The 24,773-nt window shown below is 68.3% G+C and carries 26 protein-coding genes; 11 read left to right on the top strand and 15 right to left on the bottom strand.

Going from position 1 to position 24,773, the window contains the following annotated elements:
* Nucleotides 1-76: 76 nt before the first annotated feature.
* Nucleotides 77-1,588: a glycosyltransferase family 87 protein gene (locus tag ACFT7S_RS36405; RefSeq protein WP_382740097.1), complete on the top strand. Its 1,512-nt coding sequence runs from the start codon at nucleotides 77-79 to the stop codon at nucleotides 1,586-1,588.
* 27 nt (nucleotides 1,589-1,615) lie between these two features.
* On the opposite strand, the gene ACFT7S_RS36410 is transcribed toward ACFT7S_RS36405, so the two are convergent.
* From ACFT7S_RS36410 to ACFT7S_RS36420, 3 genes are all read right to left on the bottom strand, one after another.
* Nucleotides 1,616-2,647, bottom strand: coding sequence for an alanine racemase (locus tag ACFT7S_RS36410; protein WP_382740100.1), 1,032 nt, complete (start codon nucleotides 2,645-2,647; stop codon nucleotides 1,616-1,618).
* A gap of 118 nt (nucleotides 2,648-2,765) precedes the next feature.
* Complete coding sequence (locus ACFT7S_RS36415) at nucleotides 2,766-3,884, bottom strand: lipid II:glycine glycyltransferase FemX (RefSeq protein WP_382740103.1); 1,119 nt, start codon at nucleotides 3,882-3,884, stop codon at nucleotides 2,766-2,768.
* Nucleotides 3,885-4,014: 130 nt separating this feature from the next.
* Nucleotides 4,015-4,329 carry a hypothetical protein gene (locus ACFT7S_RS36420; protein ID WP_382740106.1) on the bottom strand — a complete coding sequence of 105 codons (315 nt, stop codon included), beginning with the start codon at nucleotides 4,327-4,329 and terminating at the stop codon, nucleotides 4,015-4,017.
* 279 nt (nucleotides 4,330-4,608) lie between these two features.
* On the opposite strand from ACFT7S_RS36420, the gene rpsF reads away from it, so the two are divergent.
* The 4 genes from rpsF (at nucleotide 4,609) to rplI (ending at nucleotide 6,348) form a co-directional block, all read left to right on the top strand.
* The gene (gene rpsF / locus ACFT7S_RS36425) at nucleotides 4,609-4,899 is read left to right on the top strand and encodes a 30S ribosomal protein S6 (RefSeq protein ID WP_006604399.1); all 291 of its coding nucleotides are present in this window, start codon (nucleotides 4,609-4,611) and stop codon (nucleotides 4,897-4,899) included.
* A gap of 74 nt (nucleotides 4,900-4,973) precedes the next feature.
* On the top strand, nucleotides 4,974-5,603 hold the full coding sequence (locus tag ACFT7S_RS36430; protein WP_382740109.1) for a single-stranded DNA-binding protein: 630 nt from the start codon (nucleotides 4,974-4,976) through the stop codon (nucleotides 5,601-5,603).
* A gap of 43 nt (nucleotides 5,604-5,646) precedes the next feature.
* Nucleotides 5,647-5,883: a 30S ribosomal protein S18 gene (rpsR, locus tag ACFT7S_RS36435; RefSeq protein ID WP_003967857.1), complete on the top strand. Its 237-nt coding sequence runs from the start codon at nucleotides 5,647-5,649 to the stop codon at nucleotides 5,881-5,883.
* 18 nt (nucleotides 5,884-5,901) lie between these two features.
* Nucleotides 5,902-6,348: a 50S ribosomal protein L9 gene (gene rplI, locus ACFT7S_RS36440; RefSeq protein ID WP_018553905.1), complete on the top strand. Its 447-nt coding sequence runs from the start codon at nucleotides 5,902-5,904 to the stop codon at nucleotides 6,346-6,348.
* A 150-nt stretch (nucleotides 6,349-6,498) separates the two neighbouring features.
* Here the strand turns inward: rplI and ACFT7S_RS36445 are convergent, their stop codons facing one another.
* Entirely contained in the window at nucleotides 6,499-7,836 is a 1,338-nt protein-coding gene (locus ACFT7S_RS36445) for an MATE family efflux transporter (protein WP_382740112.1), read from the bottom strand.
* Between the two features lie 477 nt (nucleotides 7,837-8,313).
* Here ACFT7S_RS36445 and dnaB point away from each other — a divergent pair, with 477 nt between their 5' ends.
* Nucleotides 8,314-9,771 (top strand): replicative DNA helicase, encoded by a 1,458-nt coding sequence (dnaB, locus tag ACFT7S_RS36450; RefSeq protein WP_382740181.1) that lies wholly within the window; start codon nucleotides 8,314-8,316, stop codon nucleotides 9,769-9,771.
* A 141-nt stretch (nucleotides 9,772-9,912) separates the two neighbouring features.
* Here the strand turns inward: dnaB and ACFT7S_RS36455 are convergent, their stop codons facing one another.
* Entirely contained in the window at nucleotides 9,913-11,076 is a 1,164-nt protein-coding gene (locus tag ACFT7S_RS36455) for a serine hydrolase domain-containing protein (RefSeq protein WP_382740115.1), read from the bottom strand.
* Nucleotides 11,077-11,537: 461 nt separating this feature from the next.
* Between ACFT7S_RS36455 and ACFT7S_RS36460 the strand changes: the two genes are divergently transcribed.
* Nucleotides 11,538-12,131, top strand: a complete 594-nt coding sequence (locus ACFT7S_RS36460) for a BLIP family beta-lactamase inhibitor (RefSeq protein WP_382740118.1) — start codon at nucleotides 11,538-11,540, stop codon at nucleotides 12,129-12,131.
* A gap of 14 nt (nucleotides 12,132-12,145) precedes the next feature.
* Here the strand turns inward: ACFT7S_RS36460 and ACFT7S_RS36465 are convergent, their stop codons facing one another.
* Both ACFT7S_RS36465 and ACFT7S_RS36470 read right to left on the bottom strand, forming a co-directional pair.
* Nucleotides 12,146-12,493 (bottom strand): DoxX family protein, encoded by a 348-nt coding sequence (locus tag ACFT7S_RS36465; RefSeq protein ID WP_382740120.1) that lies wholly within the window; start codon nucleotides 12,491-12,493, stop codon nucleotides 12,146-12,148.
* Nucleotides 12,494-12,639: 146 nt separating this feature from the next.
* The gene (locus ACFT7S_RS36470; RefSeq protein ID WP_382740123.1) at nucleotides 12,640-13,212 is read right to left on the bottom strand and encodes a TetR/AcrR family transcriptional regulator; all 573 of its coding nucleotides are present in this window, start codon (nucleotides 13,210-13,212) and stop codon (nucleotides 12,640-12,642) included.
* A gap of 155 nt (nucleotides 13,213-13,367) precedes the next feature.
* Between ACFT7S_RS36470 and ACFT7S_RS36475 the strand changes: the two genes are divergently transcribed.
* Nucleotides 13,368-13,952 (top strand): dihydrofolate reductase family protein, encoded by a 585-nt coding sequence (locus ACFT7S_RS36475; RefSeq protein ID WP_382740126.1) that lies wholly within the window; start codon nucleotides 13,368-13,370, stop codon nucleotides 13,950-13,952.
* Nucleotides 13,953-14,141: 189 nt separating this feature from the next.
* Nucleotides 14,142-15,479 (top strand): serine hydrolase domain-containing protein, encoded by a 1,338-nt coding sequence (locus ACFT7S_RS36480; RefSeq protein WP_382740129.1) that lies wholly within the window; start codon nucleotides 14,142-14,144, stop codon nucleotides 15,477-15,479.
* 62 nt (nucleotides 15,480-15,541) lie between these two features.
* On the opposite strand, the gene ACFT7S_RS36485 is transcribed toward ACFT7S_RS36480, so the two are convergent.
* The 3 genes from ACFT7S_RS36485 to ACFT7S_RS36495 form a co-directional block, all read right to left on the bottom strand.
* Nucleotides 15,542-16,705: a winged helix DNA-binding domain-containing protein gene (locus ACFT7S_RS36485; protein WP_382740132.1), complete on the bottom strand. Its 1,164-nt coding sequence runs from the start codon at nucleotides 16,703-16,705 to the stop codon at nucleotides 15,542-15,544.
* A 64-nt stretch (nucleotides 16,706-16,769) separates the two neighbouring features.
* A complete protein-coding gene (locus tag ACFT7S_RS36490) occupies nucleotides 16,770-17,222 on the bottom strand; it encodes a GNAT family N-acetyltransferase (protein WP_382740134.1) in 453 nt (150 codons plus the stop codon).
* Nucleotides 17,223-17,250: 28 nt separating this feature from the next.
* On the bottom strand, nucleotides 17,251-17,709 hold the full coding sequence (locus ACFT7S_RS36495) for a MarR family winged helix-turn-helix transcriptional regulator (RefSeq protein ID WP_382740137.1): 459 nt from the start codon (nucleotides 17,707-17,709) through the stop codon (nucleotides 17,251-17,253).
* Between the two features lie 138 nt (nucleotides 17,710-17,847).
* Here ACFT7S_RS36495 and ACFT7S_RS36500 point away from each other — a divergent pair, with 138 nt between their 5' ends.
* Nucleotides 17,848-19,104 (top strand): MFS transporter, encoded by a 1,257-nt coding sequence (locus tag ACFT7S_RS36500; protein ID WP_382740140.1) that lies wholly within the window; start codon nucleotides 17,848-17,850, stop codon nucleotides 19,102-19,104.
* Here the strand turns inward: ACFT7S_RS36500 and ACFT7S_RS36505 are convergent.
* Nucleotides 19,035-19,922 carry a GNAT family N-acetyltransferase gene (locus tag ACFT7S_RS36505; protein WP_382740142.1) on the bottom strand — a complete coding sequence of 296 codons (888 nt, stop codon included), beginning with the start codon at nucleotides 19,920-19,922 and terminating at the stop codon, nucleotides 19,035-19,037. The two genes, ACFT7S_RS36500 and ACFT7S_RS36505, sit on opposite strands and share 70 nt — an antisense overlap.
* Nucleotides 19,923-19,927: 5 nt before the next feature.
* Nucleotides 19,928-20,455 carry a DUF2269 domain-containing protein gene (locus ACFT7S_RS36510; RefSeq protein WP_382740145.1) on the bottom strand — a complete coding sequence of 176 codons (528 nt, stop codon included), beginning with the start codon at nucleotides 20,453-20,455 and terminating at the stop codon, nucleotides 19,928-19,930.
* Between the two features lie 342 nt (nucleotides 20,456-20,797).
* Here ACFT7S_RS36510 and ACFT7S_RS36515 point away from each other — a divergent pair, with 342 nt between their 5' ends.
* A complete protein-coding gene (locus ACFT7S_RS36515; RefSeq protein ID WP_382740148.1) occupies nucleotides 20,798-21,952 on the top strand; it encodes a globin domain-containing protein in 1,155 nt (384 codons plus the stop codon).
* Nucleotides 21,953-21,962: 10 nt separating this feature from the next.
* Here the strand turns inward: ACFT7S_RS36515 and ACFT7S_RS36520 are convergent, their stop codons facing one another.
* The 3 genes from ACFT7S_RS36520 to ACFT7S_RS36530 all read right to left on the bottom strand — a co-directional run bounded on the left by ACFT7S_RS36520 (nucleotide 21,963) and on the right by ACFT7S_RS36530 (nucleotide 24,725).
* Entirely contained in the window at nucleotides 21,963-22,442 is a 480-nt protein-coding gene (locus tag ACFT7S_RS36520) for an NUDIX domain-containing protein (RefSeq protein WP_382740151.1), read from the bottom strand.
* A gap of 52 nt (nucleotides 22,443-22,494) precedes the next feature.
* The gene (locus tag ACFT7S_RS36525; RefSeq protein ID WP_382740154.1) at nucleotides 22,495-23,391 is read right to left on the bottom strand and encodes a LysR family transcriptional regulator; all 897 of its coding nucleotides are present in this window, start codon (nucleotides 23,389-23,391) and stop codon (nucleotides 22,495-22,497) included.
* Nucleotides 23,392-23,600: 209 nt separating this feature from the next.
* Nucleotides 23,601-24,725 carry a cystathionine gamma-lyase gene (locus tag ACFT7S_RS36530; protein ID WP_382740157.1) on the bottom strand — a complete coding sequence of 375 codons (1,125 nt, stop codon included), beginning with the start codon at nucleotides 24,723-24,725 and terminating at the stop codon, nucleotides 23,601-23,603.
* Nucleotides 24,726-24,773 lie beyond the last annotated feature (48 nt).

Below are 24,773 nucleotides of genomic sequence, written 5' to 3' on the forward strand. Positions count from 1 at the left end.
GCCGCACCACCCGGTGCGGCGGCCCTCGCCGTGTCCCGGGGCGGGCCACACCTAGCGCAGAGTCCCGTACGGCAGGATGTGCGGCATGCCAAGCGCAGAAGACACGAGCGTGCATCAGGAGCGGCCCGTCGTACGGCCCACGCACCAGGACGAGATCGCCGCGGCCGGCAGTGAACTGATCGGCGGGCGAGTGGGACGCTGGGCTCTGCTCGGCAGGGGCCCGCTGACGCCTGTGCGCGTCATCGCGCTGGTCGCGATCGGGATGTTCGCACTCGGCATGGTGCAGAAGATCCCCTGCTACGAATGGGCCTGGTTCAGGGGCACCACCTCGCAGTACACGCACGCCTGCTACTCCGACATTCCGCACCTGTACATCGGCCGCGGCTTCGCCGAAGGTCTCGTGCCGTACTTCGACCGGCTCACCGGCGACATGGAGTACCTCGAGTACCCCGTCCTGACCGGTCTGTTCATGCAGGTCGCGTCCTGGCTGACGCTGACGCCCGACAGCGACCCCGCCCAGCAGCGCGAGCAGATGTACTGGATGGTCAACGCGGGCATGCTGATGGTCTGCGCCGTCGTCGCCGCGGTGTGCGTCGCGCGTACGCACCGGCGCCGCCCCTGGGACGGCCTGCTGGTCGCCCTGGCGCCCGCCCTGGCGCTCACCGCCACGATCAACTGGGACCTGCTGGCCGTCGCCCTGACGGCCGCGGCGATGCTCATGTGGTCCCGGGGGCGCGCCCTCGCGTTCGGCATCCTCATCGGTCTGGCCACGGCCGCCAAGTTCTACCCCGCGCTGCTGCTCTGGCCGGTCCTGCTGTTGTGCTGGCGGGCGGGGAAGTGGCGGGCGTTCTTCCACGCCGCGCTGGGTGCGGCCGCCGCCTGGCTGGCGGTCAACCTGCCCGTGATGGTGTTCGCCCCTGAAGGGTGGAAGAAGTTCTACACCTTCAACCAGGAACGGCCGCTCGACTTCGGTTCCTTCTGGCTGATCATCACCCAGCGCACGGGCGTGGCGATCGATGTCGAGACGGTGAACCTGGGGTCGACGCTGCTGATGGTGGTGGCCGTCCTGGCGCTGGCGGGACTGACCCTGGCCGCCCCGCGCCGGCCGCGTTTCGCGCAGCTCGCGCTTCTGCTCGTCGCGGCCTTCGTCCTGACGAACAAGGTGTATTCACCCCAGTACGTGCTCTGGCTCATTCCGCTTGTCGCACTGGCCAGGCCGCGCTGGCGCGACTTCCTCATCTGGCAGGCATGCGAGTGCATGTACTTCCTGGGGATCTGGCTGTACCTCGCGTACACGACCAGCGGCGACAAGCACCAGGGGCTGCCGGAAGAGGGCTACCAGATCGCGATCGTCCTGCACCTGCTGGGGACGCTGTACATCTGCGCCGTCGTCGTCCGGGACATCCTCATGCCGGAACGCGACCCCGTACGGCGCGACGGGTCCGACGATCCGTCGGGCGGTGTGTTCGACAACGCGCCGGACGTGTTCGTACTCGGAGAGGCGCCGCATCCGGCACGGCACGCGGCGCACATGACCGAGGGGCCGCGTGTGGAGTGGGGAGCCGCGCGAGGGCCGACCGCCGACTGAAGTGCGGCGGGCCGGACCTCCCGGGGATCAGCGGTCGACGAGGCGGTCGAACTGGGTGGTCGTGTGGCGCAGATGGGCCACCAGCTCGTCTCCGACCTTCGGCTCCTGCGCGTCCGACGGCACGAACAGGATCGACACCTGCATGTGCGGGGGCTCAGCGAACCAGCGCTGCTTGCCTGCCCAGACGAACGGCGAGAGATTCCGGTTGACCGTAGCCAGGCCGGCCCGGGCCACCCCCTTGGCGCGCGGCATCACGCCGTGCAGGGCCTTGGGGGCCTCCAGACCGACGCCGTGAGACGTACCGCCCGCCACGACGACCAGCCAGCCGTCGGACGCCGCCTTCTGCTGGCGGTAGCCGAAACGGTCACCCTTGACGACCGGCGTGACATCGAGGACGGCACCCCGGTACTCGGTCGCTTCGTGATCGCCGAGCCAGAGCCGCGTACCGATGCGGGCGCGGAAGCGGGTCTGCGGGAACTGCTGCTGCAGGCGCGCCAGTTCCTCGGCCCGCAGATGGCTGACAAACATGGTGTGCAGCGGCAGCCTGGCCGCGCGCAGCCGGTCCATCCAGCCGATGACTTCCTCGACCGCGTCCGAGCCGTCCGTGCGGTCCAGCGGCAGGTGCAGGGCGAAGCCTTCGAGTCGTACGTCCTCGATGGCGGCGTGCAGCTGCCCCAGCTCCTCCTCCTTCACACCGTGGCGCTTCATCGAGCTCATGCACTCGATGACGACCCGTGCGCCCACAAGCGCGTGCACACCGTCCACGGAGGAGACCGAACGGATGACGCGGTCGGGGAGCGGCACCGGCTCCTCGCCCCGCCGGAAGGGAGTGAGGACGAGCAGGTCGCCGCTGAACCAGTCCTTGATACGAGCTGCCTCGTAGGTGGTTCCGACGGCGAGCGTGTCGGAGCCGAAGCGGATCGCCTCATCGGCGAGCCGCTCGTGGCCGAAGCCGTATCCGTTGCCCTTGCAGACCGGTACGAGACCGGGGAACTGGTCGAGCACGGACTTCTGGTGCGCCCGCCAGCGCGCGGTGTCTACGTAGAGGGAGAGCGCCATGGCCGGCCCGGAACCTTTCTTGTGGCTGCGGTGTATCAGAGGTATGCAGAACGTACTGAAGCGTCCATTGAAGCGAATGACACCGAATTCGGCAGCGGTGCCGTCTCCACCGCCGGGATCAGCGGCGCGACATGTACATGTCGAGTGCCTTGTGCAGCAGCTTGTTGAGCGGGAAGTCCCACTCGCCGACGTATTCGACTGCCTCGCCGCCGGTGCCGACCTTGAACTGGATCAGGCCGAAGAGGTGATCGGTCTCGTCCAGCGAGTCGCTGATGCCGCGCAGGTCATAGACCGTCGCGCCCATCGCGTACGAGTCGCGCAGCATGCGCCACTGCATCGCGTTCGAGGGCCGGACCTCACGCCCGATGTTGTCGGACGCGCCGTACGAGTACCAGACGTGCCCGCCGACGACGAGCATCGTCGCCGCGGACAGGTTCACCCCGTTGTGCCGCGCGAAGTACAGCCGCATGCGGTTGGGGTCCTCGGAGTTGAGGACCTTCCACATGCGCTGGAAGTAGGAGAGCGGGCGTGGCCGGAAATGGTCACGCACGGCAGTGATCTCGTACAGGCGCTGCCATTCGGCGAGGTCCTCGTAGCTGCCCTGAACGACCTCGACACCGGCCTTGTCGGCCTTCTTGATGTTGCGGCGCCACAGCTGGTTGAAGCCCTTGAGCACGTCTTCGAGGGAGCGGTTGGCCAGCGGCACCTGGAAGACGTAGCGGGGTTGTACGTCACCGAAACCGGCGCCGCCGTCCTCGCCCTGCTGCCAGCCCATCTTGCGCAGCCGGTCCGAGACCTCGAAGGCGCGGGGCTCGATGTGAGTGGCCTCGACATCGCGCAGGCGCTTCACATCCGGGTCCTGGATACCGGACTTGATGGCGGCCGAGTCCCAGCGCCTGATGACGACGGGCGGGCCCATCTTCACGGAGAAGGCGCCCTGCTGCTTGAGGTGGGCGAGCATCGGCTGGAGCCAGTCGTCCAGGTTCGGGGCGTACCAGTTGATGACCGGGCCCTCGGGCAGGTACGCGAGATACCGCTTGATCTTGGGCAGTTGGCGGTACAGGACCAAGCCGGCGCCGACCATCTCGCCGCTCTTGTCGAACCATCCCAGGTTCTCCGAGCGCCATTCGGTCTTCACGTCAGCCCACGCCGGGACCTGGCAGTGACTGGCCGAGGGCAGGCTCTGGATGTATGCCAGATGCTGTTCTCGGCTGATGGTCCTCAGGGTCAGGCTCATGCGGGGCGCTCCTCGGCAGGTGTGTCCCCATCGGTCAGGGGCTCCGGCTCTCGCGCCGAAGCCTACTGTGACCGAGGAGCGCCCGTTCTGGCACTACGGGACCGGGCTCGGCACCCGGGTGAGAGACCTCTCAGCCGATCACGCCGCCGAAGAGGCCGCCGTGGGCCATTCCGAGGAAGAACCCGATGGCCGATGCGCCGAGCCCGACGATCAGCGGGAACCTCTCGCGTGTGGTCACCGAGACGTACTGCCCGTAGGCACCCGTAAGGATTCCGATCAGTCCGGCCCACGAGCTGATCAGGTGCAGGTTGTGGAACATCGCCGTCACGAAGGCGACGGCACCCAGCACCAGGGTCACCGCCATGAGGCTGTCCTGGAGTGGATGAGCCTTGCCGTCCGTGGCGAGGAGGGAGACGGAAGAACGGGGTCGCATTGCGTGTGCCATGGAGAACCTCCCGGCCTGAAGGCGGCGCACTGTAGCGCCGCTCACACCCGATGTGTACAGATTGCGTCTCCTGAGCACCGGATTTCAACCGGAAGCCCCTCTGCGGGTAGTCTGGACGGTCTGCACCTGTGTCTGCCCCGAGCCGGCTCGGCAGCTTCCTCTCCATGGAGGGCGTTGTCAGTGGCGGCTGTTTTACTCGGAGACACAAGTGCTTACGCATCACGACCCTCCTGCCACGGAACGACCGTGGCCGCTGAGTCCAAAGGAGGTGGGTTCCACATGCGTCACTACGAGGTGATGGTCATCCTCGACCCCGATCTCGAGGAGCGCGCTGTCTCCCCGTTGATCGAGAACTTCCTCTCCGTCGTCCGCGAGGGCAACGGAAAGGTTGAGAAGGTCGACACCTGGGGCCGTCGTCGTCTCTCTTACGAGATCAAGAAGAAGCCTGAGGGCATCTACTCGGTCATCGACCTGCAGGCTGAGCCCGCAGTCGTCAAGGAGCTCGACCGACAGATGAACCTGAACGAGTCGGTCCTCCGGACCAAGGTCCTCCGCCCCGAGACCCACTGAGCTTCTAGCTCAGCGGTCATCGGGTTCGAGTAGCAGCAAGCAGCCAGAAGCAATCCCCGCCGAGAGGTTCACCCATGGCAGGCGAGACCGTCATCACGGTCGTCGGCAATCTCGTCGACGACCCCGAGCTGCGCTTCACCCCGTCCGGTGCGGCGGTCGCGAAGTTCCGTGTCGCGTCCACTCCCCGCATCTTCGACCGGCAGACCAATGAGTGGAAGGACGGTGAGGGCCTGTTCCTCACCTGCTCGGTCTGGCGTCAGGCGGCGGAGAACGTCGCGGAGTCGCTCCAGCGAGGCATGCGCGTTGTCGTGCAGGGCCGGCTGAAGCAGCGGTCCTACGAGGACCGTGAGGGCGTCAAGCGCACGGTCTACGAGCTGGACGTCGAGGAAGTCGGCCCCAGCCTGAAGAGCGCCACGGCGAAGGTCACCAAGACCACAGGTCGCGGTGGCCAGGGCCAGGGCGGCCAGGGTGGATACGGCGGTGGCCAGCAGGGCGGCGGCAACTGGGGCGGCGGTCCCGGTGCCGGCGGCCAGCAGGGCGGCGGCGGTGCTCCCGCCGACGACCCGTGGGCCACCAGCGCGCCGGCCGGCGGCCAGCAAAGCGGGGGTCAGCAGGGCGGCGGAGGCAGCTGGGGCGGAAGCTCCGGCGGCACCGGCGGATCTGCTGGTTCCGGCAGCGGCTACTCGGACGAGCCGCCCTTCTAGGGCAGCTCGTACCCCCACTTCTTGATCACACAGGAGAAACACCATGGCGAAGCCGCCTGTGCGCAAGCCTAAGAAGAAGGTCTGCGCGTTCTGCAAGGACAAGACCCAGTACGTGGACTACAAGGACACGAACATGCTGCGGAAGTTCATTTCCGACCGCGGCAAGATCCGTGCCCGCCGCGTCACCGGCAACTGCACGCAGCACCAGCGTGACGTCGCCACGGCAGTCAAGAACAGCCGTGAGATGGCGCTGCTGCCCTACACGTCCACCGCGCGATAAGGGAAGGGTGACCGAATCATGAAGATCATCCTCACCCACGAGGTCTCCGGCCTCGGTGCTGCAGGCGACGTCGTTGACGTCAAGGACGGGTACGCCCGTAACTACCTGGTTCCGCGTGGCTTTGCCATCCGCTGGACCAAGGGTGGCGAGAAGGACGTGGCGCAGATCCGCCGCGCCCGCAAGATCCACGAGATCGCGACGATCGAGCAGGCCAACGAGATCAAGGCCAAGCTCGAGGCCGTCAAGGTTCGTCTGGCTGTTCGCTCCGGCGACGCCGGCCGTCTCTTCGGCTCCGTCACCCCGGCCGACATCGCCTCGGCGATCAAGGCTGCCGGTGGTCCGGACGTCGACAAGCGTCGCGTTGAGCTCGGCTCGGCGATCAAGACGCTTGGCGGACACCAGGTGTCCGTGCGTCTGCACCCCGAGGTCGCTGCGAAGCTCGGCATCGAGGTCGTTGCTGCCTAAGGGCACAGCTCAGTAGAGCTAGGTGAAGGGCCGCACCCAATGGGTGCGGCCCTTCGTCATTCCTTGGCCGGTCGTTCCCGGGCTTGTCGCGCCTGGGTCTGTTTCACGTGAAACGTGAGAGCCGTTCGGCGGGTCAAGCGGGAGAGCCGATCAGCGGGTCGCGCCGGTGACGATCCACCGTCCCGAGCGGGCACGCAGCCAGAGGGTCACCAGCCGGACGGTCATCATCAAGGTCATCGCCCACCACAGAGCGGTGAGACCGCCGCCGAATGTGGGGATCAGAAGGGCGACCGGGGCGAATACCGCCAGAGTGAGCAGCATCGCCCAGGCGAGATAGCGCCCGTCTCCGGCTCCCATCAGCACGCCGTCCAGGATGAAGACCACCCCGGCGATCGGCTGCGAGAGCGCCACCACCAGCAGTGCGGGGAGCAGGGTGTCCTGCACGGACGGGTCGCTGGTGAAGAGCGGGATGAACAGGGGCCGCGCCAGCACGATCAGTACGCCGAGGACCACGCCGGACATGATTCCCCACTGGACCATGCGGCGGCATGCCTCGCGTGCGCCCTTGGCGTCGTTCGCTCCGAGGTAGCGGCCGATGATGGCCTGGCCGGCGATGGCGATGGCATCGAGGGCGAACGCTGTGAGGCTCCACAGCGAAAGGATGATCTGGTGCGCGGCGATATCAGTGTCGCCGAGTCGCGCTGCGACAGCGGTGGCGATCATCAGGACGGAGCGCAGCGACAGCGTACGGACCAGCAGGGGCGCACCGGCTTGTGCGCTGGCTCTGATGCCCGCGGCATCGGGGCGCAGGGAAGCTCCGTGGCGCCTGGCACCTCGTACGACCACGACGAGATAGGCGGCGGCCATGCCGACCTGGGCGATCACGGTCCCCCAGGCGGAGCCTGCGATACCGAGGCCAGCGCCGTAGACCAGTACCACGTTGAGGGCGCCATTCGCGGCGAAGCCGCCGATGGCGACGTAGAGGGGGGTCCTGGTGTCCTGGAGGCCGCGCAGTACACCGGTCGCCGCGAGGACGACCAGCATGGCCGGGATACCGAGGCTGGAGATCCGCAGATACGTGGTCGCGTAGGGAGCGGCGGTGTCGGAGGCGCCGAACACATCGACGAGCCAGGGGGCTGCGGGGAGGGTGACGGCGACGACCGCGGCGCCGAGCAGCAGTGCCAGCCAGATTCCGTCCATGCCCTGGCGGATCGCGGAGGGCAGATCTCCCGCACCGACCCGGCGGGCGACCGCCGCCGTGGTCGCGTAGGCGAGGAAGACGAAGACACTCACGGCTGTCATCAGCAGAGCCGCGGCGACACCCAGACCCGCCAGCTGAGGTGTTCCGAGATGGCCGACGATGGCGCTGTCGACCATCACGAAGAGGGGCTCGGCAACAAGTGCGCCGAAGGCCGGCACGGCGAGGGCGATGATCTCCCGGTCGTGGCGTCGGCGGCTGAGCGAGGACGTCGCGGGGGCCTTGGTCATGAGTGCCAATCTAATCTTCCACAGGTAAGAGATGCAATGGCCTTGCGCTCCTTACTTTCGTCACCGTCCGGAGTTCCGCTGTGCACCGTTTGCCGTGATCTTGATCTGAGGGCAAAAGAATTTCTCCCCCACAGCCGGTGGATGGAGAAAGCCCAGGTCAGGGCTGTGGTGCGGGTGGCGGTATGAGTTTGTCCACAGTGCTGTCCCCCGCTCCGTGCACAGGATCTGAGGGGTTCTCCACAGCATCTGGCCCGTCGTCCACATGCCCTGTGGATAACCAGATTGGCTGACGGTGCTGAGCGGCCTACCGTGGTCCGGCGTCCGCACTCCGTTATGGCCTTGGAACCCCGCAGAACTCTTCGCGCCGGAACCGGAGTCGGGCGTCTTGTTTGTCGGTGCCGTGCCGTAAGAAAGAGTGGCACGGCTAGGTCCGCGAAGCGGACGGGAGGAGGTGGCCGGGTGAGTATCCCTGAGCCTTTGGACGACCCCTGGGCCGAGACCGGTCCCAGTGACCGTCTGCCCGTTTCCCGTCAGCGCCGCGGTGACGGCAAGGGGCGCGACGAACAGCACGACCGGGGTCGCGAGGGCAGCTGGGACGGTGGCTCTCCCGGCTTCGAGCGCGTGCCTCCGCAGGACCTGGACGCCGAGCAGTCGGTGCTCGGCGGCATGCTGCTGTCCAAGGACGCCATCGCCGATGTCGTGGAGATCATCAAGGGCCACGACTTCTACCGCCCGGCCCACGAAACCGTCTACACCGCGATCCTCGACCTCTATGCCAAGGGTGAGCCGGCCGACCCGATCACCGTGGCGGCCGAGCTGGTCAAGCGCGGAGAGATCACCAAGGTCGGCGGAGCCCCGTATCTGCACACCCTCGTTCAGTCCGTGCCGACTGCGGCGAACGCCTCGTACTACGCGGAGATCGTCCACGAGCGCGCCGTACTGCGCCGTCTCGTCGAGGCGGGCACGAAGATCACGCAGATGGGATACGCGGCCGACGGGGACGTCGACGAGATCGTCAACTCCGCCCAGGCCGAGATCTACGCCGTCACCGAGCAGCGCACCAGCGAGGACTATCTGCCGCTCGGCGACATCATGGAGGGCGCTCTCGACGAGATCGAGGCGATCGGCTCGCGCAGCGGTGAGATGACCGGTGTGCCCACCGGTTTCACCGACCTCGACGCCCTCACGAACGGCCTGCACCCCGGCCAGATGATCGTGATCGCGGCCCGTCCCGCCATGGGTAAGTCCACGCTGGCCCTGGACTTCGCGCGGGCGTGCTCGATCAAGAGCAACCTGCCGAGTGTCATCTTCTCCCTGGAAATGGGCCGCAACGAGATCGCGATGCGCCTCCTGTCGGCCGAGGCCCGGGTGGCGCTGCACCACATGCGCTCCGGCACGATGACGGACGAGGACTGGACGCGGCTGGCCCGCCGGATGCCGGACGTTTCGGCCGCCCCGCTCTACATCGACGACTCGCCGAACCTCTCCATGATGGAGATCCGGGCGAAGTGCCGGCGCCTCAAGCAGCGCAACGACCTCAAGCTCGTGGTCATCGACTACTTGCAGCTGATGCAGTCCGGCGGCTCCAAGCGGGCCGAGAGCCGTCAGCAGGAGGTCTCGGACATGTCCCGAAACCTCAAGCTGCTGGCCAAGGAGCTGGAGCTTCCGGTGATCGCTCTCTCCCAGCTGAACCGTGGCCCCGAGCAGCGTACGGACAAGAAGCCGATGGTCTCCGACCTGCGTGAGTCCGGCTCCATCGAGCAGGACGCCGACATGGTGATCCTGCTGCACCGCGAGGACGCGTACGAGAAGGAGTCGCCGCGTGCGGGCGAGGCCGACCTGATCGTGGCCAAGCACCGTAACGGTCCGACGGCGACGATCACCGTGGCCTTCCAGGGCCACTATTCGCGCTTCGTGGACATGGCCCAGACCTGAGCCGGAGAATTGCACGTGAGGGGCGTCACTCGATTGAGTGACGCCCTTTTGGTTCCCGTACGACCACGCGCCCGGTGCGACCCCTATCGAGGGCGGTGCGATCTGTTCAGTGACAGCCGGACACTTCTTGGGAGGCGCGGTTCAGCGGCACAGGGTTGTGTCCACGATGCCGTCCATGCGCTCCTTGGTTGCCTGGCTTGGCTGCGTGGTCACGGCGACGTTTGCTGCGCGGCCCTCCTCGGTGGCGCCGCCTCGGGTCTCGTATCCCGTCATGCTGCCGCCGTGGCCCCAGTACACACCGCCGCACGACAGAGGCGTGCTCACGAGTCCCAGCCCGTAACGGGCACCTGCGGGAAAGGGGTGACTGGCGGGGACGGTGGTGCGCATCTGGTCAAGCTGAGCCTTTGGGAGAAGGCGGCCGGCCAGCAGCGCGGTGAAGAACCGGTTCAAGTCGGAGTTGGTCGACACGATCTGCCCCGCGGACCAGGCCCAGGAAGGGTCCCATTCCGTGGCATCGACCAGAGGCGCGCCTGCCGAATCCTGGTAGTAACCCCTGGGATGGCGCTCCCGGATCGCCATTTCGCCAGGGGCGGGGAAGTAGGTGTGGCGCAAGCCGATGCGTTTGATGACGCGCCGGTCGATCTCTTCGGCGAGGGGGCGGCCGGTGACGTTCTGAACGATCAGGCCGGCCACCACGTAGTTCGTGTTGCTGTAGGCCCATTTCGTGCCGGGGGCGAAGTCTGCCTCGTGCGCGAGAGCGAGGCCGAGGAGTTCGCGGGGGTCGTAGTAGCGGATGTCATCGCTGAGATACTTGCTGTAGTTGGGAAGTCCGCTGGTGTGCCGGAGCAGTTGGCGGACGGTGATGCGGCGCCCGTCGATCCCGTCCCCGCGGACGAGGCCGGGCAGATAGGTGTCGACCGGGGCGTCAAGGCCGATCTTCCCTTCACCGACCAGTTGCAGCACGACCACCGCGGTGAACGACTTGGTGTTGCTGCCGATGCGCACCTGACCGTCCCGGGGCACCTGCGCACCGGTCGCCAGGTCGCCGACCCCTGCGGTGTAGGTGCGGGTGCGGCCGTCACGGTCTTCGACGCTCGCCAGCGCGGCGGGCACGCTGTCGGTGTGCACCAGCGCGTTCAGGCCCCTTTGGGGGGTGTCCGGCCTGGCGGCGGCAGACGCCGCGGGCGGGGCCAGGGCGCCCATCGTCATGATGCCGACGGCCACTGCGGCCGCGACCGGTACGGTTCTGCGCCGACCACTCCGCCGCCCGGAGGAACGAAACGTCTGCCATGTCTGCTCACGCACGAGCCAACTCCTACGGAATCATTGGGAAACCAGCGGCTTATGGACCCAGCATCTCCGGATGCGACCGCGCAGGACGATCGTGCTACCCGCCCAGCTCCAGGTAGGGCTAGCCCCCCCGGCGCGCTCAGTTGGCGGGGAACGGGGCGGGGGACGCCCTGGGCGCGGTGGCAGCGTCAGGAGAGCGGACGCGACGGAGCCTGGAGCCACCGGCTCCGACCCGTCGGACACGCCCTGGTCGGATGACTGCTGACGCCGGTCTCGAAGAAATGCCATGGGACTGGGGCGCGTGTACCGGACACGGACAGGTCGGGTGCGGGGAATCTCCGGTTGCCGGATACCGCGCAAAGAGAGCGGTGAGAGACCTGGGTCCGAGGATGCCCTGGATCGTTCCGCGGTCTTCGCGCGGCCGCCCCGTCCGAGTCGTACACGGACGTTCGCACCCTTCTGTCAGGAGAATGCACATGCGTCTTCGTCGTCTCGCCACCGTCGCCGTCCTCGCGGCCGCCATGGTCGGATCTGCCGCGGCGACCTCGTCGGCCGAGCCCAAGCCCGATCCGCATGAGAACTACCTCACCGCCACCAAGTACGACGCTGTCACCTTCGGTATGAGCAAGCAGCAGGTCGAGGCCATCATCGGCACGCAGCCGCACTGCTCCGGCGGGAGCAGTGTGATGACGTGCTGGGGGATGAACCAGTTCGTCGACCAGACGGCGGATTTCAGTTTCAACGCCGCCGGCCAGCTGTTCAAGAAGGAGAAGAGCTTTACCTTCGCCTACGCCTGGTACACCTACGATCTGCCCCGGACCATGACCAAGGTCCAGTACGAGCAGGAGTTCGCCGTGGGTGACACGCTGGCCGAGGTCAACGCCATCATCGCTGGTACGGCATGCACCGACATGTGGGTCGAGCGCCCCAACTACCCGTCGTCCAGCGGGTGGAACACCATGATCGAGTGCGCGGGCACCATCGACGAGTCCTACCCGACGATCAATTTCTACTTCACCGACGGCCAGCTGACGAGTAAGTCCTACTCGTCCCGCCTCGACAGCCGCTGAGCCGGCCGGACCCATCAGGCGGCGAAGCCGAGGGCCAGCGCACCGACCACCGGCGCCATGTACACCAGTGGGAACGGGATGTGGGCGTACGAGCGGGCCCGGATCACGGTGACGACGGCGCCGGCGAAGTACAGCACCAGGCCGATGCCGGCCAGGACGCCGATGACCGGTACGAGCAGGCCGACGAGGAGGCCCGCCGCGCCGGCGGCCTTGGCCGTACCGAGCCAGAGCCACCACGACCGGGGGACGCCGTAGTCGGCCAGCGGCTGCACGACCCACTGGGCGCGGAAGAAGACCGAGGCGGCCGAGAAGCCGGCCATGGCGGCGGCCAGGACAGTGACGACGACGTATGTGGTGGACATGAGGAGTGCTCCCATCAGGGGGAGGCCGGTCGCTCCGGCCGCGGTGGTGAGTCCGTCACTGCTATGACCCGGCGCGACGCGGGAATGTGACCGGTGGCGGACATCAATGTCAGCGCACCCCCCTGATGGGCGGGCGGTACGCGGTGTCAGCGAGGCACGATCTGCGTGACCACGCTCTCCACCAGGTCGTCGAGTGCGGTGTCGGACAGCACTCCCGGCAGCGTGAAGTGCTCCAGGAGTACGCCGGTCATGGCCAGGTAGAGCACACGGAACGTGTCGTGGTCGCCGGGCAGGCCCGCGTTCTGGTGGAATTCGGCGCCCGCGTCGAACTCCGCGCGCACCGTCTGCGTCAGCTGGACGCGGAGGGCCGGCCGGCGGGTGGCTTCCAGGCGCAGTTCGAGCATGGCCAGATAGCCGGTGCGGTCATCTGCCATGCGCTGGACCAGCCATTGCATCAGGGACGTGACCAGCTCTCGTGAGGGCGCGGGGCGCAGCACCTCTTCGACCGTGGCCGGGTCCGGCGCCATACGGCTGTTGATACGCGCGCCCGCCTGCATGAACAGGTCATCCCGGCTGGCGAAGTAGTTGGAGGACGTGCCCACCGGCACTCCTGCCCGGGCGTCCACGGCGCGGAAGGTGAGTCCGCGGGCTCCCTCGTGCGCCAGCACCTCGATGGCGGCGTCGGTGAGTGCTGTTCTGCGCTCCGGATTCCTGGCCATGGTTGATCTCCCGTCAGTTCGCCTCCCAAAAAGAGGCTTGCGCAACCACTACATGTGAAGCACTATAGATGACGTGGTTGCGGCGAAGAGGCAATGCGTCGCCGTGATTGCGGACGTGCTCAGTGGCCATATGGCCTACGTGGAACGGGGACCACATGCGCAAGCTCACCTACTTCATCGCCTGCTCGATCGACGGTTTCATCGGGGACCCGGGCGGCGACGCAACATCGATGTACCCCTTCGTCACTGAGGAGTTCCTCGGATTCCTCAAGACGGAGTATCCGGAGACCGTCCCGGCCGCGGGCCGGGAGGCTCTGGGGTTCCATGACGCGAAGAACCAGCGGTTCGACACGGTGATCCAGGGACGCGCCAGCTACCAGCTGGCGTTGGACACCGACGTCACCAGCCCCTACGCCCAGCTCCGCGAGATCGTCGCCTCCCGCACGCTGAAGGAATCGCCGGACGCGAATGTGGAGCTGATCTCCGAGGGTCTGGTCGGCCGTGTCCGGGAACTCAAGGCGGAGAGCAGTGACTTGGGGATCTGGCTCTGCGGTGGCTCCCAGCTCGCGGGAGAGCTGATCGACGAGGTCGACGAGCTCGTGATCAAGACCTATCCGCTGGTGTACGGCTCCGGCATGCCGATGTTCGGTTCGGACTTCCGGCCCACCGAATTCACCCTCGATGACGTACGCACGTTCGACAACGGGGTGTTGGTCAGGACGTACAGCCGTAAGCGCTGAGCCCTTGGCCCGGTCCTGTGCTACCCGGGTGGATGCGACTTCCGCGCGCCGCGAAAAGGGCTCGCCAGACGGATGCCACCCGGGTAGTCCTTGACCATGACCTCCCCCAATGACGTGTCCAGCGACTTGTCCAGCGACTCCTCCAATGGTTCTCCCGACGCAGAGTTGCTCCCGAGTACGCGACGTGCCTTGCTGCACCGCATCGCCACGGCTCAGGCCGAAGGCCGTACGCCCTCGTTCGTCGCCGCGGTGCAGCGGGAGGGGCGGGCCGTCTGGAACGGGGCGCGCAGCTGCGTCGAGGGCCACGACCCCGACGCGGATACGCAATACAGAATCGGCTCCCTCACGAAGACGTTCACCGCCGTACTGGTGCTTCGGCTGCGTGACGAGGGTGTGCTCGATCTGGACGATCCGCTGGAGAAGCACCTGCCCGGCACGGGGGTGGGCGATGTGACCGTCTTCCAGCTTCTCGGCCACAGCGCGGGCCTGGCCGCCGAGTCCCCTGCGCCGTGGTGGGAGCGGACACCGGGGACCGTGCGCCCGGAGCTTGACGACGTTCTCGGCGGTCAGCCGCGGACGCAGCAGGCCGGCCGGGGCCACCACTACTCCAATCCCGGCTACACGCTGCTCGGAGCGTTGGTCGAGGCGGTACGCGGTGCCTCCTGGGCCGAGGTGCTGCACCGGGAGATCCTGGAACCGCTGGGGATGCACCGTACGAGCACGCAGCCGGTGGCCCCGCACGCGGGCGGCTGGGCCGTGCACCCCTGGGCAGACGTCATGCTGCCCGAACCGGCCGAAGACCTCGGCCTGATGGCACCGGCCGGTCAGCTCTGGTCGACAACCGCCGACCTCCTCCGGTTCGCGGCGTTCCTCGCCGAGGGGGACGACAAGGTCCTCGGCGCGGAGTCGGTGCGGGAGATGCGGGTACCGGCGGCCTCGCTCCAGGCAGGTGACTGGGACGGCGCCTATGGTCTGGGTCTCCAGATCGTGCGCAGGGACGGCCGAACGCTCATCGGCCACACCGGCTCGCTGCCGGGATTCCTGGCCGCCCTGTGGTTCTGCGTGGAGGACGATGTCGCCGCGGTCGCGCTCACCAATGCCACCTCCGGGCCGCTCACCTCTGCAGTCGCCGCAGATCTCGTGCGGATCGTCGCCGATGCGGAGCCTCGCATCCCGGCGCCGTGGCGTCCCCTGCCCGAGGTCGACACCGAGTTGCTGGCGCTGACGGGACCTTGGTACTGGGGCACGCACGCCTACGTCCTGAAGGTGGCCGCAGACCGGGAGGTGGAGCTCCAGCCGTTGCGCGGCGTCGGCCGAGGCGCCCGCTTCCGGTCGCGGCCGGACGGTACGTGGACGGGGCTCGACGGGTACTACGCGGGCGAAACACTTCGCGTCGTGCGGAACGGCGACGGCGCCGTGGACCATCTCGACCTGGGGTCGTTCGTCTTCACACGCGAACCGTACGAGCCGGGGGCAGCGGTCCCCGGCAGTGTGGACGCGGAGGGCTGGCGGGGACTCGACATCTGAGCGACTCCACGAGCGCGCACCGTGTTTCACGTGAAACACGGTGCGAAGTACCACGTGAGCGCTCAGGCAGTCAGTTCGCGCTCCAGCGGGGTGCGGAAGCGCGGAGTGATACGGGTCTCGCCCACCCACTCCGCCAGCCGGGACGCCTCCGCCTCAATGGCGGTCGAGGCGTCCCGGCCGACATCGGACAGCAGGCGCCAGACGGGCTCCCCGTCGGCGCGCTGCGCCCAGCCGCCGACGATTCTGCCGTTCCACCAGACCGTGGGGCCGATGTTGCCGGCCCGGTCGAAGAGTGCGGCACGGTGCTCGGACGGAAGGTGGAAGCCGCGGTCGGCCCAGCCCATCGCACTCGGGTCGAGACCCGGCAGCAGCGCGGCCCAGGGTTCCAGGGCGGGTTCGGGGGAGCTGTCCCCCGGCGCGACCCACCCGGTGGTCCCGTCGTCGAGCCGTACGGCCTCGGCCCCCGCTGCCGCGAGCGCCTTGCGGACCTGGCCCAGGCCCCAGCCGGTCCACCACTTGATGTCGGCCTCGGTCGCGGGCCCGTACGAGCGGAGCCAGCGCAGGGCCAGCTCTGCCTGTGCCTCCGCCGTGGTGAGCGCGGGCCAGGGCTCCGATGCCGTCCAGCGGAACTGGCTGGACGTCCAGGAGCCGCGTGGCCGGTCCCGCCGGATGCGCCCTTCGGCGGCCAGGATGCGGATGATCCGGGAGGCGACGCCCTGGACCGTCTCGTACTTCTTGCCGGGGAAGATGGTGATCTTCGTCCGGAGAGCCGGTACCGCTGCGGACAGTTCGCTGCCGGTGGCCCTGCCGCGCGCCGTCAGCACGGCGAGGGTCTCCCGCTCGGCCGCCGCGAGCCAGTTCTCGTCCAGCCCGTTGCCGTCCTCCGTCAAGTGCTTGAGGAGCGTGCGACGTTCCTTGGCTGCCACGGCCCGCGCGTTCGACGCGTCCACATAGGGCGCGAGTTCCCTGGAGACGGTGAAGAGGGTGTTGCGCATGGACAGCAGCCGGACCAGCGAGACGTCTTCGTACAGAGCCTGTTCCACCGGTTCGATACCGGCCCGTGAGAGCCGTGCGCACGTGGAGAGGAAGACGGTTGCGGCATCGGTGGCGTGCAGGGCGACGACTGAGTCGGCCACCGCCACCATGGAGTCGGCCCGCGCCGACGGTGCGAGCCGATGGCGTCGGCCGAGTCTGATGCGGCGCTGTTCGTCTGTGATGTGCTGCACCACGGCCCCCGGGGGTTTCCGAACCTTGTTCTGCTTCGGTCTGCTGGGTCGTGCGGTTGCCGGCTCAGAGTGTGAGCTTGAGCCCGATGTGGCTGGCGGTGAAGCCGAGGCGTTCGTAGAAGCGTCGCGCGTCGGTACGGGTGGCGTCGGACGTCAGCTGGACCAACTGGCACTCCTGGCGCCGGGATTCGTCCACGGCCCACTGGATCATCTGGGTGCCGAGACCGCTGCCGCGTTCATCGGCATGGATGCGGACGCCCTCGATGACCGAGCGCGTCGAGCCGCGCCGGGACAGGCCGGGGATGATCGTCAACTGCAGTGTCCCGACGACCCGTTCCTCGCGCACCGCGACGATGAGGTGCTGGTTCGAATCATCGGCGAGCCGCTGGAACGCGGCGTTGTACGGGGTGAGGTCGTCCGGCGACTCCCGCTGTGCGCCGAGGGGGTCGTCGGCCAGCATGGCCACGACGGCGGGGATGTCGGCGAGCGCGGCAGGACGTATTGCAAGATCGGTCATATTCCGCAGAATACGCAGCTCGCACGGGCTATGCGGGAACCTTCAGCTGTTCCACCGCGGTGACGAGCGGAGCCAGCTCGGGGTTCAGTGCGGCTTCGTCGAGGGCGGCGCGCAGCGCGGTGTCGTTGGTCGGCCGGGCCTCGGCGAGCAGGGTCAGTCCGGCATCGGTGACGTCGGTGTAGATGCCGCGGCGGTCCGTGTCGCAGAGGTACCGGGTCAGCAGGCCGCGGTCCTCGAGCCTGGTGACCAGGCGGGTGGTGGCGCTCTGGCTCAGCACGACGGCGTCGGCGACCTGCTTCATCTGGAGATGCCCACCGCGGCCGCTGTGCTGCCGGCTCAGGACGTCGAGCAGCGAGTACTCCCGCACGCTGAGGCCGTGGCCCGTCTGCAGGGCCCGCTCGATGCGGGCCTCGATCTTCCCGTGGAGCAGGGAGAGCGCGCACCAGCCCTGGGAGAGGGCGGTCAGGGCGGGGTCTGTCGCTGTCATGGTCTCTCCTCCGTGTGGAGCTGCGTGTCTCCAGGATAGGGGACATCTGCAATAGCCCGCGTTTGCAATTAACAGGCGTCTGCAATTATTGTGGACGCTCGTAAGGCGCAGACGCAATCCTCAGGGAAGGTGAAACCCATGCCGCTCGCGCTCCTCGCCCTCGCCATTGGGGCATTCGGTATCGGGACCACCGAGTTCGTGATCATGGGGTTGCTCCCCGAGGTCGCTGCGGACTTCCAGGTCTCGATCCCCACCGCGGGATTCCTCGTCACGGGCTACGCACTTGGTGTCGTCCTCGGCGCTCCGCTGATGACGATGCTCGGCACCCGGGTCACCCGCAAACGCATGCTGATGCTCCTGATGGGGCTCTTCATCGTCGGCAACGTCGTTTCCGCGTTCGCCCCCGTCTTCGAGGTGATGCTGGCAGGACGTGTGATCGCCTCACTCGCGCACGGAGCGTTCTTCGGCATCGGGTCGGTGGTCGCGGCCGATCTGGTGGCTCCCGAGAAGAAGGCCGGCGCCATCGCCATGATGTTCACCGGGCTCACGGTCGCCAATGTCGTCGGCGTGCCCCTGGGTACCTACATCGGGCAGACCGCGGGCTGGCGGACCACCTTCGTCGTCGTCGCCGCGCTGGGCGTCCTCGGACTACTGGGCGTGGCACGGCTCGTCCCCGAGCAACCCCGGCCCGCAGGCGTACGGCTGCGCCACGAACTGGCCGCGTTCCGCAACGTGCAGGTCCTGCTTGCCATGGCGATGACGGTCCTGGGATTCGGCGGAGTCTTCGCCGCCATCACCTACATCACGCCGATGATGACCGAGACCGCCGGATACTCGGCGTCGTCCGTCACCTGGCTCCTGGTCCTCTTCGGGCTCGGCATGGTCGGTGGCAATCTCCTCGGCGGCAGGTTCGCCGACCGCCATCTGATGCCGATGCTGTACGTCTCGTTGGGCGCTCTCGCCCTCGTCCTGGCCCTCTTCACGCTGACCGCGCACAACAAGGTCGCCGCCGCTGTCACCATCGTGCTGATCGGCGGCCTGGGGTTCGCGACGGTGCCGCCGCTGCAGAAGCGTGTGCTCGACCAGGCCGCGGGTGCGCCCACCCTCGCCTCCGCCGTCAACATCGGAGCCTTCAACCTCGGCAACGCGCTGGCGGCCTGGCTGGGCGGCATGGTGATCGCGGCCGGATTCGGCTACACCGCTCCGAACTGGGTCGGCGCGGCCCTCGCCGCATCGGCTCTGCTCCTCGCCCTGGTGTCCAGCGGTCTGGAGCGTCGCACGGCTCGCCGGACCCTCGTCGTCACGGATCACACCACCGGGCTGCCTCAGCCGGTCGCGACAGTCAGTGGAGCGAACCGGCGGGTCCAGTCACCCGGCAGTTCCGGGCTTCGATAGATCATGACCGCCGTACGGGAGCCCTTCTCCAGGCCGTGCTCGCCGAGCCAGTCGAGCAGTTCCTGGTGGCGCGTGTCGATATCGGCGCGCAGGGGGCGGTCCGTCGTCGCGGCTAGCGCTGTGACGAGGGCCTTGGCGGTGGCGGTGTCGCGAGCGGTCAGCGGGCCGATGGAATGGACGTTCCCACTCGGCCAGAGCGCCGCGTACCCGACGAGTGCGCCACCGTCCTCCGCGACCAGGAACCGGTCGGAGAAGGCCGGCAGCCGCGTGATGATGTGGGTCCGGTCGGCGCCGAACGTATCGGCGTCCAGGCGGAGGATGCTCTGGAGGTCATCGGCCGTGGCCGGGCGGGTGGTGACCGAGGGAGCACCGGGGGACTCGTCACGCCCGCCGTCCAACGGCCGGAAATGACCGGCGATGCGGTCGGCCCCGCCCACCACCGCGAAGCCGAGCTGCTCGTAGAGCGGCTGCCCCTCGGAGGTGGCGTACAGCGAGAGCGGAGTTTCCCCCGACGACTCGATCACGTGCCGCATCAGCCGCCGGCCGAGCCCCTGCCTGGCATACCGTCCGGCGACGAGCAGCATGCCGACGGCGGCGAGGCGCGTCCCGTTCGAGGTCACCACACAGGCCGCGGCCAGGCCTTTGCCCTCGGGATCATCGATTCCGTAGCCCGTCCCGGCGGAGAGAAGAAGCCCCCACCGGTGCTCGTCGCGCGACCACCCGCGGTCCTCGCAGAGGTCGGCGCAGGGGACGAGGTCTCCCCGGGTGAGGCGCCGGATGGGCAGTTCGGCGAGCGACCGAGGCAGTGGGCTGTGCATAGGGGTCAGGCTGTCTGACGCGATGATCGTTCGTCCACCGCTTTAGCGGATCTGGCCGAGACACGCAGGCGCCGGCCCCGTCGGGTCAGTCCCCAGGGCTTGAGTACCGAGACGGCTGTGACGAACAGATACGTGGCCGAGGCCACCGCCGGACCCATCACCAGATCGGAGTTGATGACGCCACCTTCCGCTGCCTCGTTGATACCGGGACGCAGCGAGAAGATCGAGAGGCCAGTGGTGACCAGGGTGATCCAGAACTTCGCCCAGACCCACCGGTGCCTGGCCAGCCCCCACGGTGTGCCGAGTGCCAGCATCAGACCGCTGAGGAGCGACAGGAGGGCGACCGGCACGACCAGCCAGTCACCGAAGATCTTCATGGCGCGGGTAGCGGCCTGAGCGGTCGCGGGATCACCCGTGAAAAAGGCGGTGAGGCCAAGGGTCAGCAGGCCGACGGTGAGGCCCAGCCAGCTCACGGAGACTGCGACATGGGCGACGAGGACACTTCTGCGGGTGCGTCGATTCAGTGGTTTCACGTGAAACACGCTGTCAAGCGCGGAGCGATCGGTCGTCTGACGGCGGGAGTATCCGCACGTACTGGCCTCGGCGTACGAGGGCGTCGCGGAGGGCGTCCTGGAAGGCGCCCTGGAGTGTGCCCCGGAGTGCCGTCCGTAGACCCGCGAGGCAGAAGAGCGTAGTGGGAACACGCTCTCCGATACCCGGACTTCCGAGTATTTGTCCGATGCGTGGGGAGTTGCTGGCACACTGCGACGAGGAGAGCCGCACGCAGGGGATGCGTGCGGCGTGGGCGAGTCGCGACCATTTGATGCTTGAGGCGAGGCACTTCTATGGACGTCCCGGTCACCACGCCGGCCGATATGACCGAACCCACGACTCCGTCCGCATCTGCCGATGTGACGCTGATCCACCGCACGCTCGCGGAGGTGCGTCCCGTCGCGGACCGGGCCACCGCCTACTTCTACGCGCTGCTGTTCATCCGGCACCCGGATCTGCGCGCCCTGTTCCCGGCGGCGATGGACGCACAGCGCGACCGCATCTTCCGGGCGATCCTTGCGACGGCCGACCGGCTCGATGACCCGGAAGCGCTCGCCGAGTACCTCGGAGGGCTCGGCCGCGGTCACCGCAAGTACGGCACGCGGCCCACGCACTACCCAGCCGTCGGAGAGGCTCTGCTCGGCGCACTCAGTCGCTACGCGCCCACCACCTGGGGCGGTGAGGCGGAAGGGGCCTGGGTGCGGGCCTACACCAGGATCTCGCAGATCATGATCGACGCGGCGGCGGAGGACGAGCGGAGCACCCCCGCGCTGTGGCAGGCAGAGGTGGTCTCCCACGACCTCAGAACCCCCGACATCGCGGTACTCACCTTCCGCCCCGACCAGGCGTACCCCTTTCTGGCCGGCCAGTACACGACCCTGGAGACCCCCTGGTGGCCGCGCGTATGGCGGCACTACTCCTTCGCCTCGGCACCGCGCCGCGACGGGCTGCTCTCGTTCCACGTCAAGGCGGTGCCCGCGGGCTGGGTCTCCAACGCGCTGGTGCACCGCGCCCGCCCCGGCGACATCCTGCAGCTGGGAGCCCCGGCGGGCTCGATGACGGTCGATCACACCACCCACAACGGGCTGCTCTGTCTCGGGGGTGGCACGGGAATCGCGCCCATCAGGGCGCTGGTCGAGGATGTCGCCGAGCACGGAGACCGGCGTCCTGTCGAGGTGTTCTACGGAGCGCGCAGCGACGGCGACCTCTATGACATCGACACGATGCTGCGGCTCCAGCAGACATATTCATGGCTCGCCGTCCACCCTGTGGTGGGCGGGGGACCCGGGCTCGGTCCGAAGGGCCTGCTGCCCGACGCCGTACGGCAACACGGGCCGTGGAAGGGGTACGAGGCGTACCTGTCCGGCCCTCCCGGCATGATCCGCAGCAGCGTGGACGTGCTCAGAGGCATCGGTATGCCGGCCGAACGGATACGGCACGACGCCCTCGAGGAACTGTCGGCCTCGACACCCGGATGAAGGCGCCGCTTCAGCCCAGGTCGGACGCGTGCATCGCCCGGACGCCTTCGATATTGCCGTCGAGGTAGTGCCGCAGCGACAGCGGTACGAGATGGACCGCGGCGATTCCGATCCGGCTGAAGGGCACCCGTACGATCTCGTACTCCCCGCAGGGATCGTCGATCTCCGGTCCGTGCCTCCGTGAGGGGTCCATCGACTCCAGCCGGCAGACGAAGAAGTGCTGGACCTTGACGCCCTTCACTCCGCCGCCCGCGATGTGTTCCACGGTGTCCACGAAGCAGGGCACGACATCGGTGATCTTGGCGCCGAGCTCTTCGTCGACCTCGCGGTGCAGGGCGTCGACGACGGTGGTGTCCTCCGGTTCGACCCCGCCGCCCGGCGTGAGCCAGTACGGATCGACCCCCGGCTTGGTGCGCTTGATGAGGACGAGGTCGTCGCCGTCGAGCAGGATGGCACGTGCGGTGCGCTTGACCACAGGACGTTCGGTCATGGCAAGAGAGTGGCCCGTGGAACCCGATCTGAAACTCTTACGGGCCGAGAGGTCACCAGTCGACGGCAGCGCGCACCAGCCACTCGTGCGCCCGCGCGATGTGCGGCAGCGCCAGTGTGCCGGTACGCGCGGCCAGGAAATACGTGCGCAGCGGTGGTACCGGGGGGTCGAGCAGCGCCACGACCTCGCCCCGCTCCAGCGCCTGCTCGCACAGATACCGCGGCAGTACGGCGAGTCCGGCACCCGCCGCCGCGCACTCCAGGACCGCCCGCAGATCCGGAGTGATCACGGTCGCGGACGCCGTCGGCCGGCTGTCGAACACGGCGGCCCAGTAGCGGGAGACGAAGGGCAGGCTCTCGTGCACCTCGACCACCGGAAGCTGTTCCAGCACCACCGGCCCCTTGTGCCGGAGCGTCCCGGGCCCCAGACGGCCGGCCCAGCGCGGCGCTGCCACCAGGACGTGTTCCTCGTCGCAGAGCGGTGTCGAGGTGAGCAGCCCGCCGCGCGGCCGCGCCGTCGTGATGCCCAGGTCGTGGTGGCCGGCGGCCAGCCCCTCCATCGTCTCCTCGGCGTTCGCACTGAACGCACTGCGCAGCGTGAGCCCCTGGGAGAGCAGCGGGGTGAGCGCGGGCAGGGCGCGTAAGGAGGTGAACTCCGGGGGCCCGGCCAGATGAAGTGTCCGTACCCCCGCTTCCTCGTCGAGTCCCGCCTCGGCGATCTCCACCAGGGCGTCCAGATGGGGAGCGGCGCGGTGTGCCAGCTCGTCGCCGATGCTGGTCGGGGTCACACCACGGGCCCGGCGCAGGAAGAGGGGACGGCCGAGCTGGCGCTCCAGCGTCCGTATCTGCGAGGTGACGGCGGGCTGCGACAGCCCGAGCAGGGCGGCGGCCCGGGTGAACGACCCCGCACGGTGCACGGTGACGAAGGTGCGCAGCAGAGCCAGGTCCATGACCCGCCTCCTCCCGCGTTCACGACGCTTCGGACCCGGACAACTATAAATATGTCGATAGGTCGCTGTCGCTACTGTGATTGGACACTGACGCAGAGTCAACTAGCCTTGTGAACACGGTTCTTCGCGCGTGGAACCGGGGCGGTCCGAGCCACGAGGGGGGAGGCTCGGGCCGCCTGTATCCGCGGGCACCCTGTTGATCAGGGCTGTTACCGGGATGCCTCGTCGAGCGCGCGTTCCACGTCGGCGAGCAGGTCCTCCGGGTCCTCGGCCCCGACCGAGAACCGGATGAAGCCCTCCGGTACGGCGTCCCCGCCCCAGCGGGCCCGGCGTTCCGCGGTGGAACGTACGCCGCCGAAGCTCGTCGCGTCGTCGACCAGCCGCAGTCCGGCAAGGAAGCGTTCCGCCGTCTCCCGGTCGGCCAGTACGAACGACACCACCGAGCCGAAGCGCCGCATCTGCCGCACGGCGTTCGGATACGAAGGATCGGTCGGCAGCCCCGGGTACCGCAGAGCGCTCACCTCGGCGCGCTTGCCCAGCGCCTCGGCGAGCGTGAGGGCGGTCGCGCACTGCCGGTCGATCCGCAGCTGGAGCGTGGACAGCGAACGGTGCGCGAGCCATGCCTCCATCGGCCCCGGAATCGCCCCGACGACCTTGCGCCAGCGCCGTACACCCGCCGTCAGCGCAGGATCACGGCAGGTCACATGGCCGAGCAGGATGTCGCCGTGCCCCGTCATGCCCTTGGTGTCGCTGGCCACCGAGAAGTCGGCGCCCAGCTCCAGCGGGCGCTGACCGATCGGGGTGGCCAGCGTGTTGTCGACGGCGACCAGAGCGCCCGCCAGGTGCGCGGCCTCCACGAGCCGTCGTACGTCACATACATCGAGGCCCGGGTTGGACGGGGTCTCGATCCACAGCAGCTTCGCCCCTTCCAGGAGCGCGAGCTGGGCGTCGCCGCCGGTCGGGGCGGTCCGCACCTCGACGCCGTACGCCTCCAGCTGCTCACGGACCAGCGGCAGCGCCTGATAGCCGTCGTCCGGCAGCACCACCGTGTCGCCCGTGCGTGTCTGCGACAGCAGGACGGCCGTGACCGCCGCCATCCCGGAGGCGAACACCGTGGTCTCGACCGGCTCCCCGGGCGCCTCCAGCTCGCTGATGGCACGTTCCAGATGGGTCCACGTCGGGTTGGTGTCGCGACCGTAGGTGTAGGGGCCGACCGGTTCCCCGGACAGATGGAAGTGCGCGGCGAAAACCGGGCCCGGCAGGGTGGGTTCGTACTGCGCCGGTTCGGGCAGCCCGGCCCGTACCGCCCGTGTCCCGTCGCCCATGGTGCTCATGCTGCGTCCTCGCTTCTGTCCCCGGTCTGTCACCGGTCCGGCCTGCAC

This window comes from Streptomyces sp. NPDC057136, from assembly GCF_042670885.1.
GTDB lineage: Bacteria > Actinomycetota > Actinomycetes > Streptomycetales > Streptomycetaceae > Streptomyces.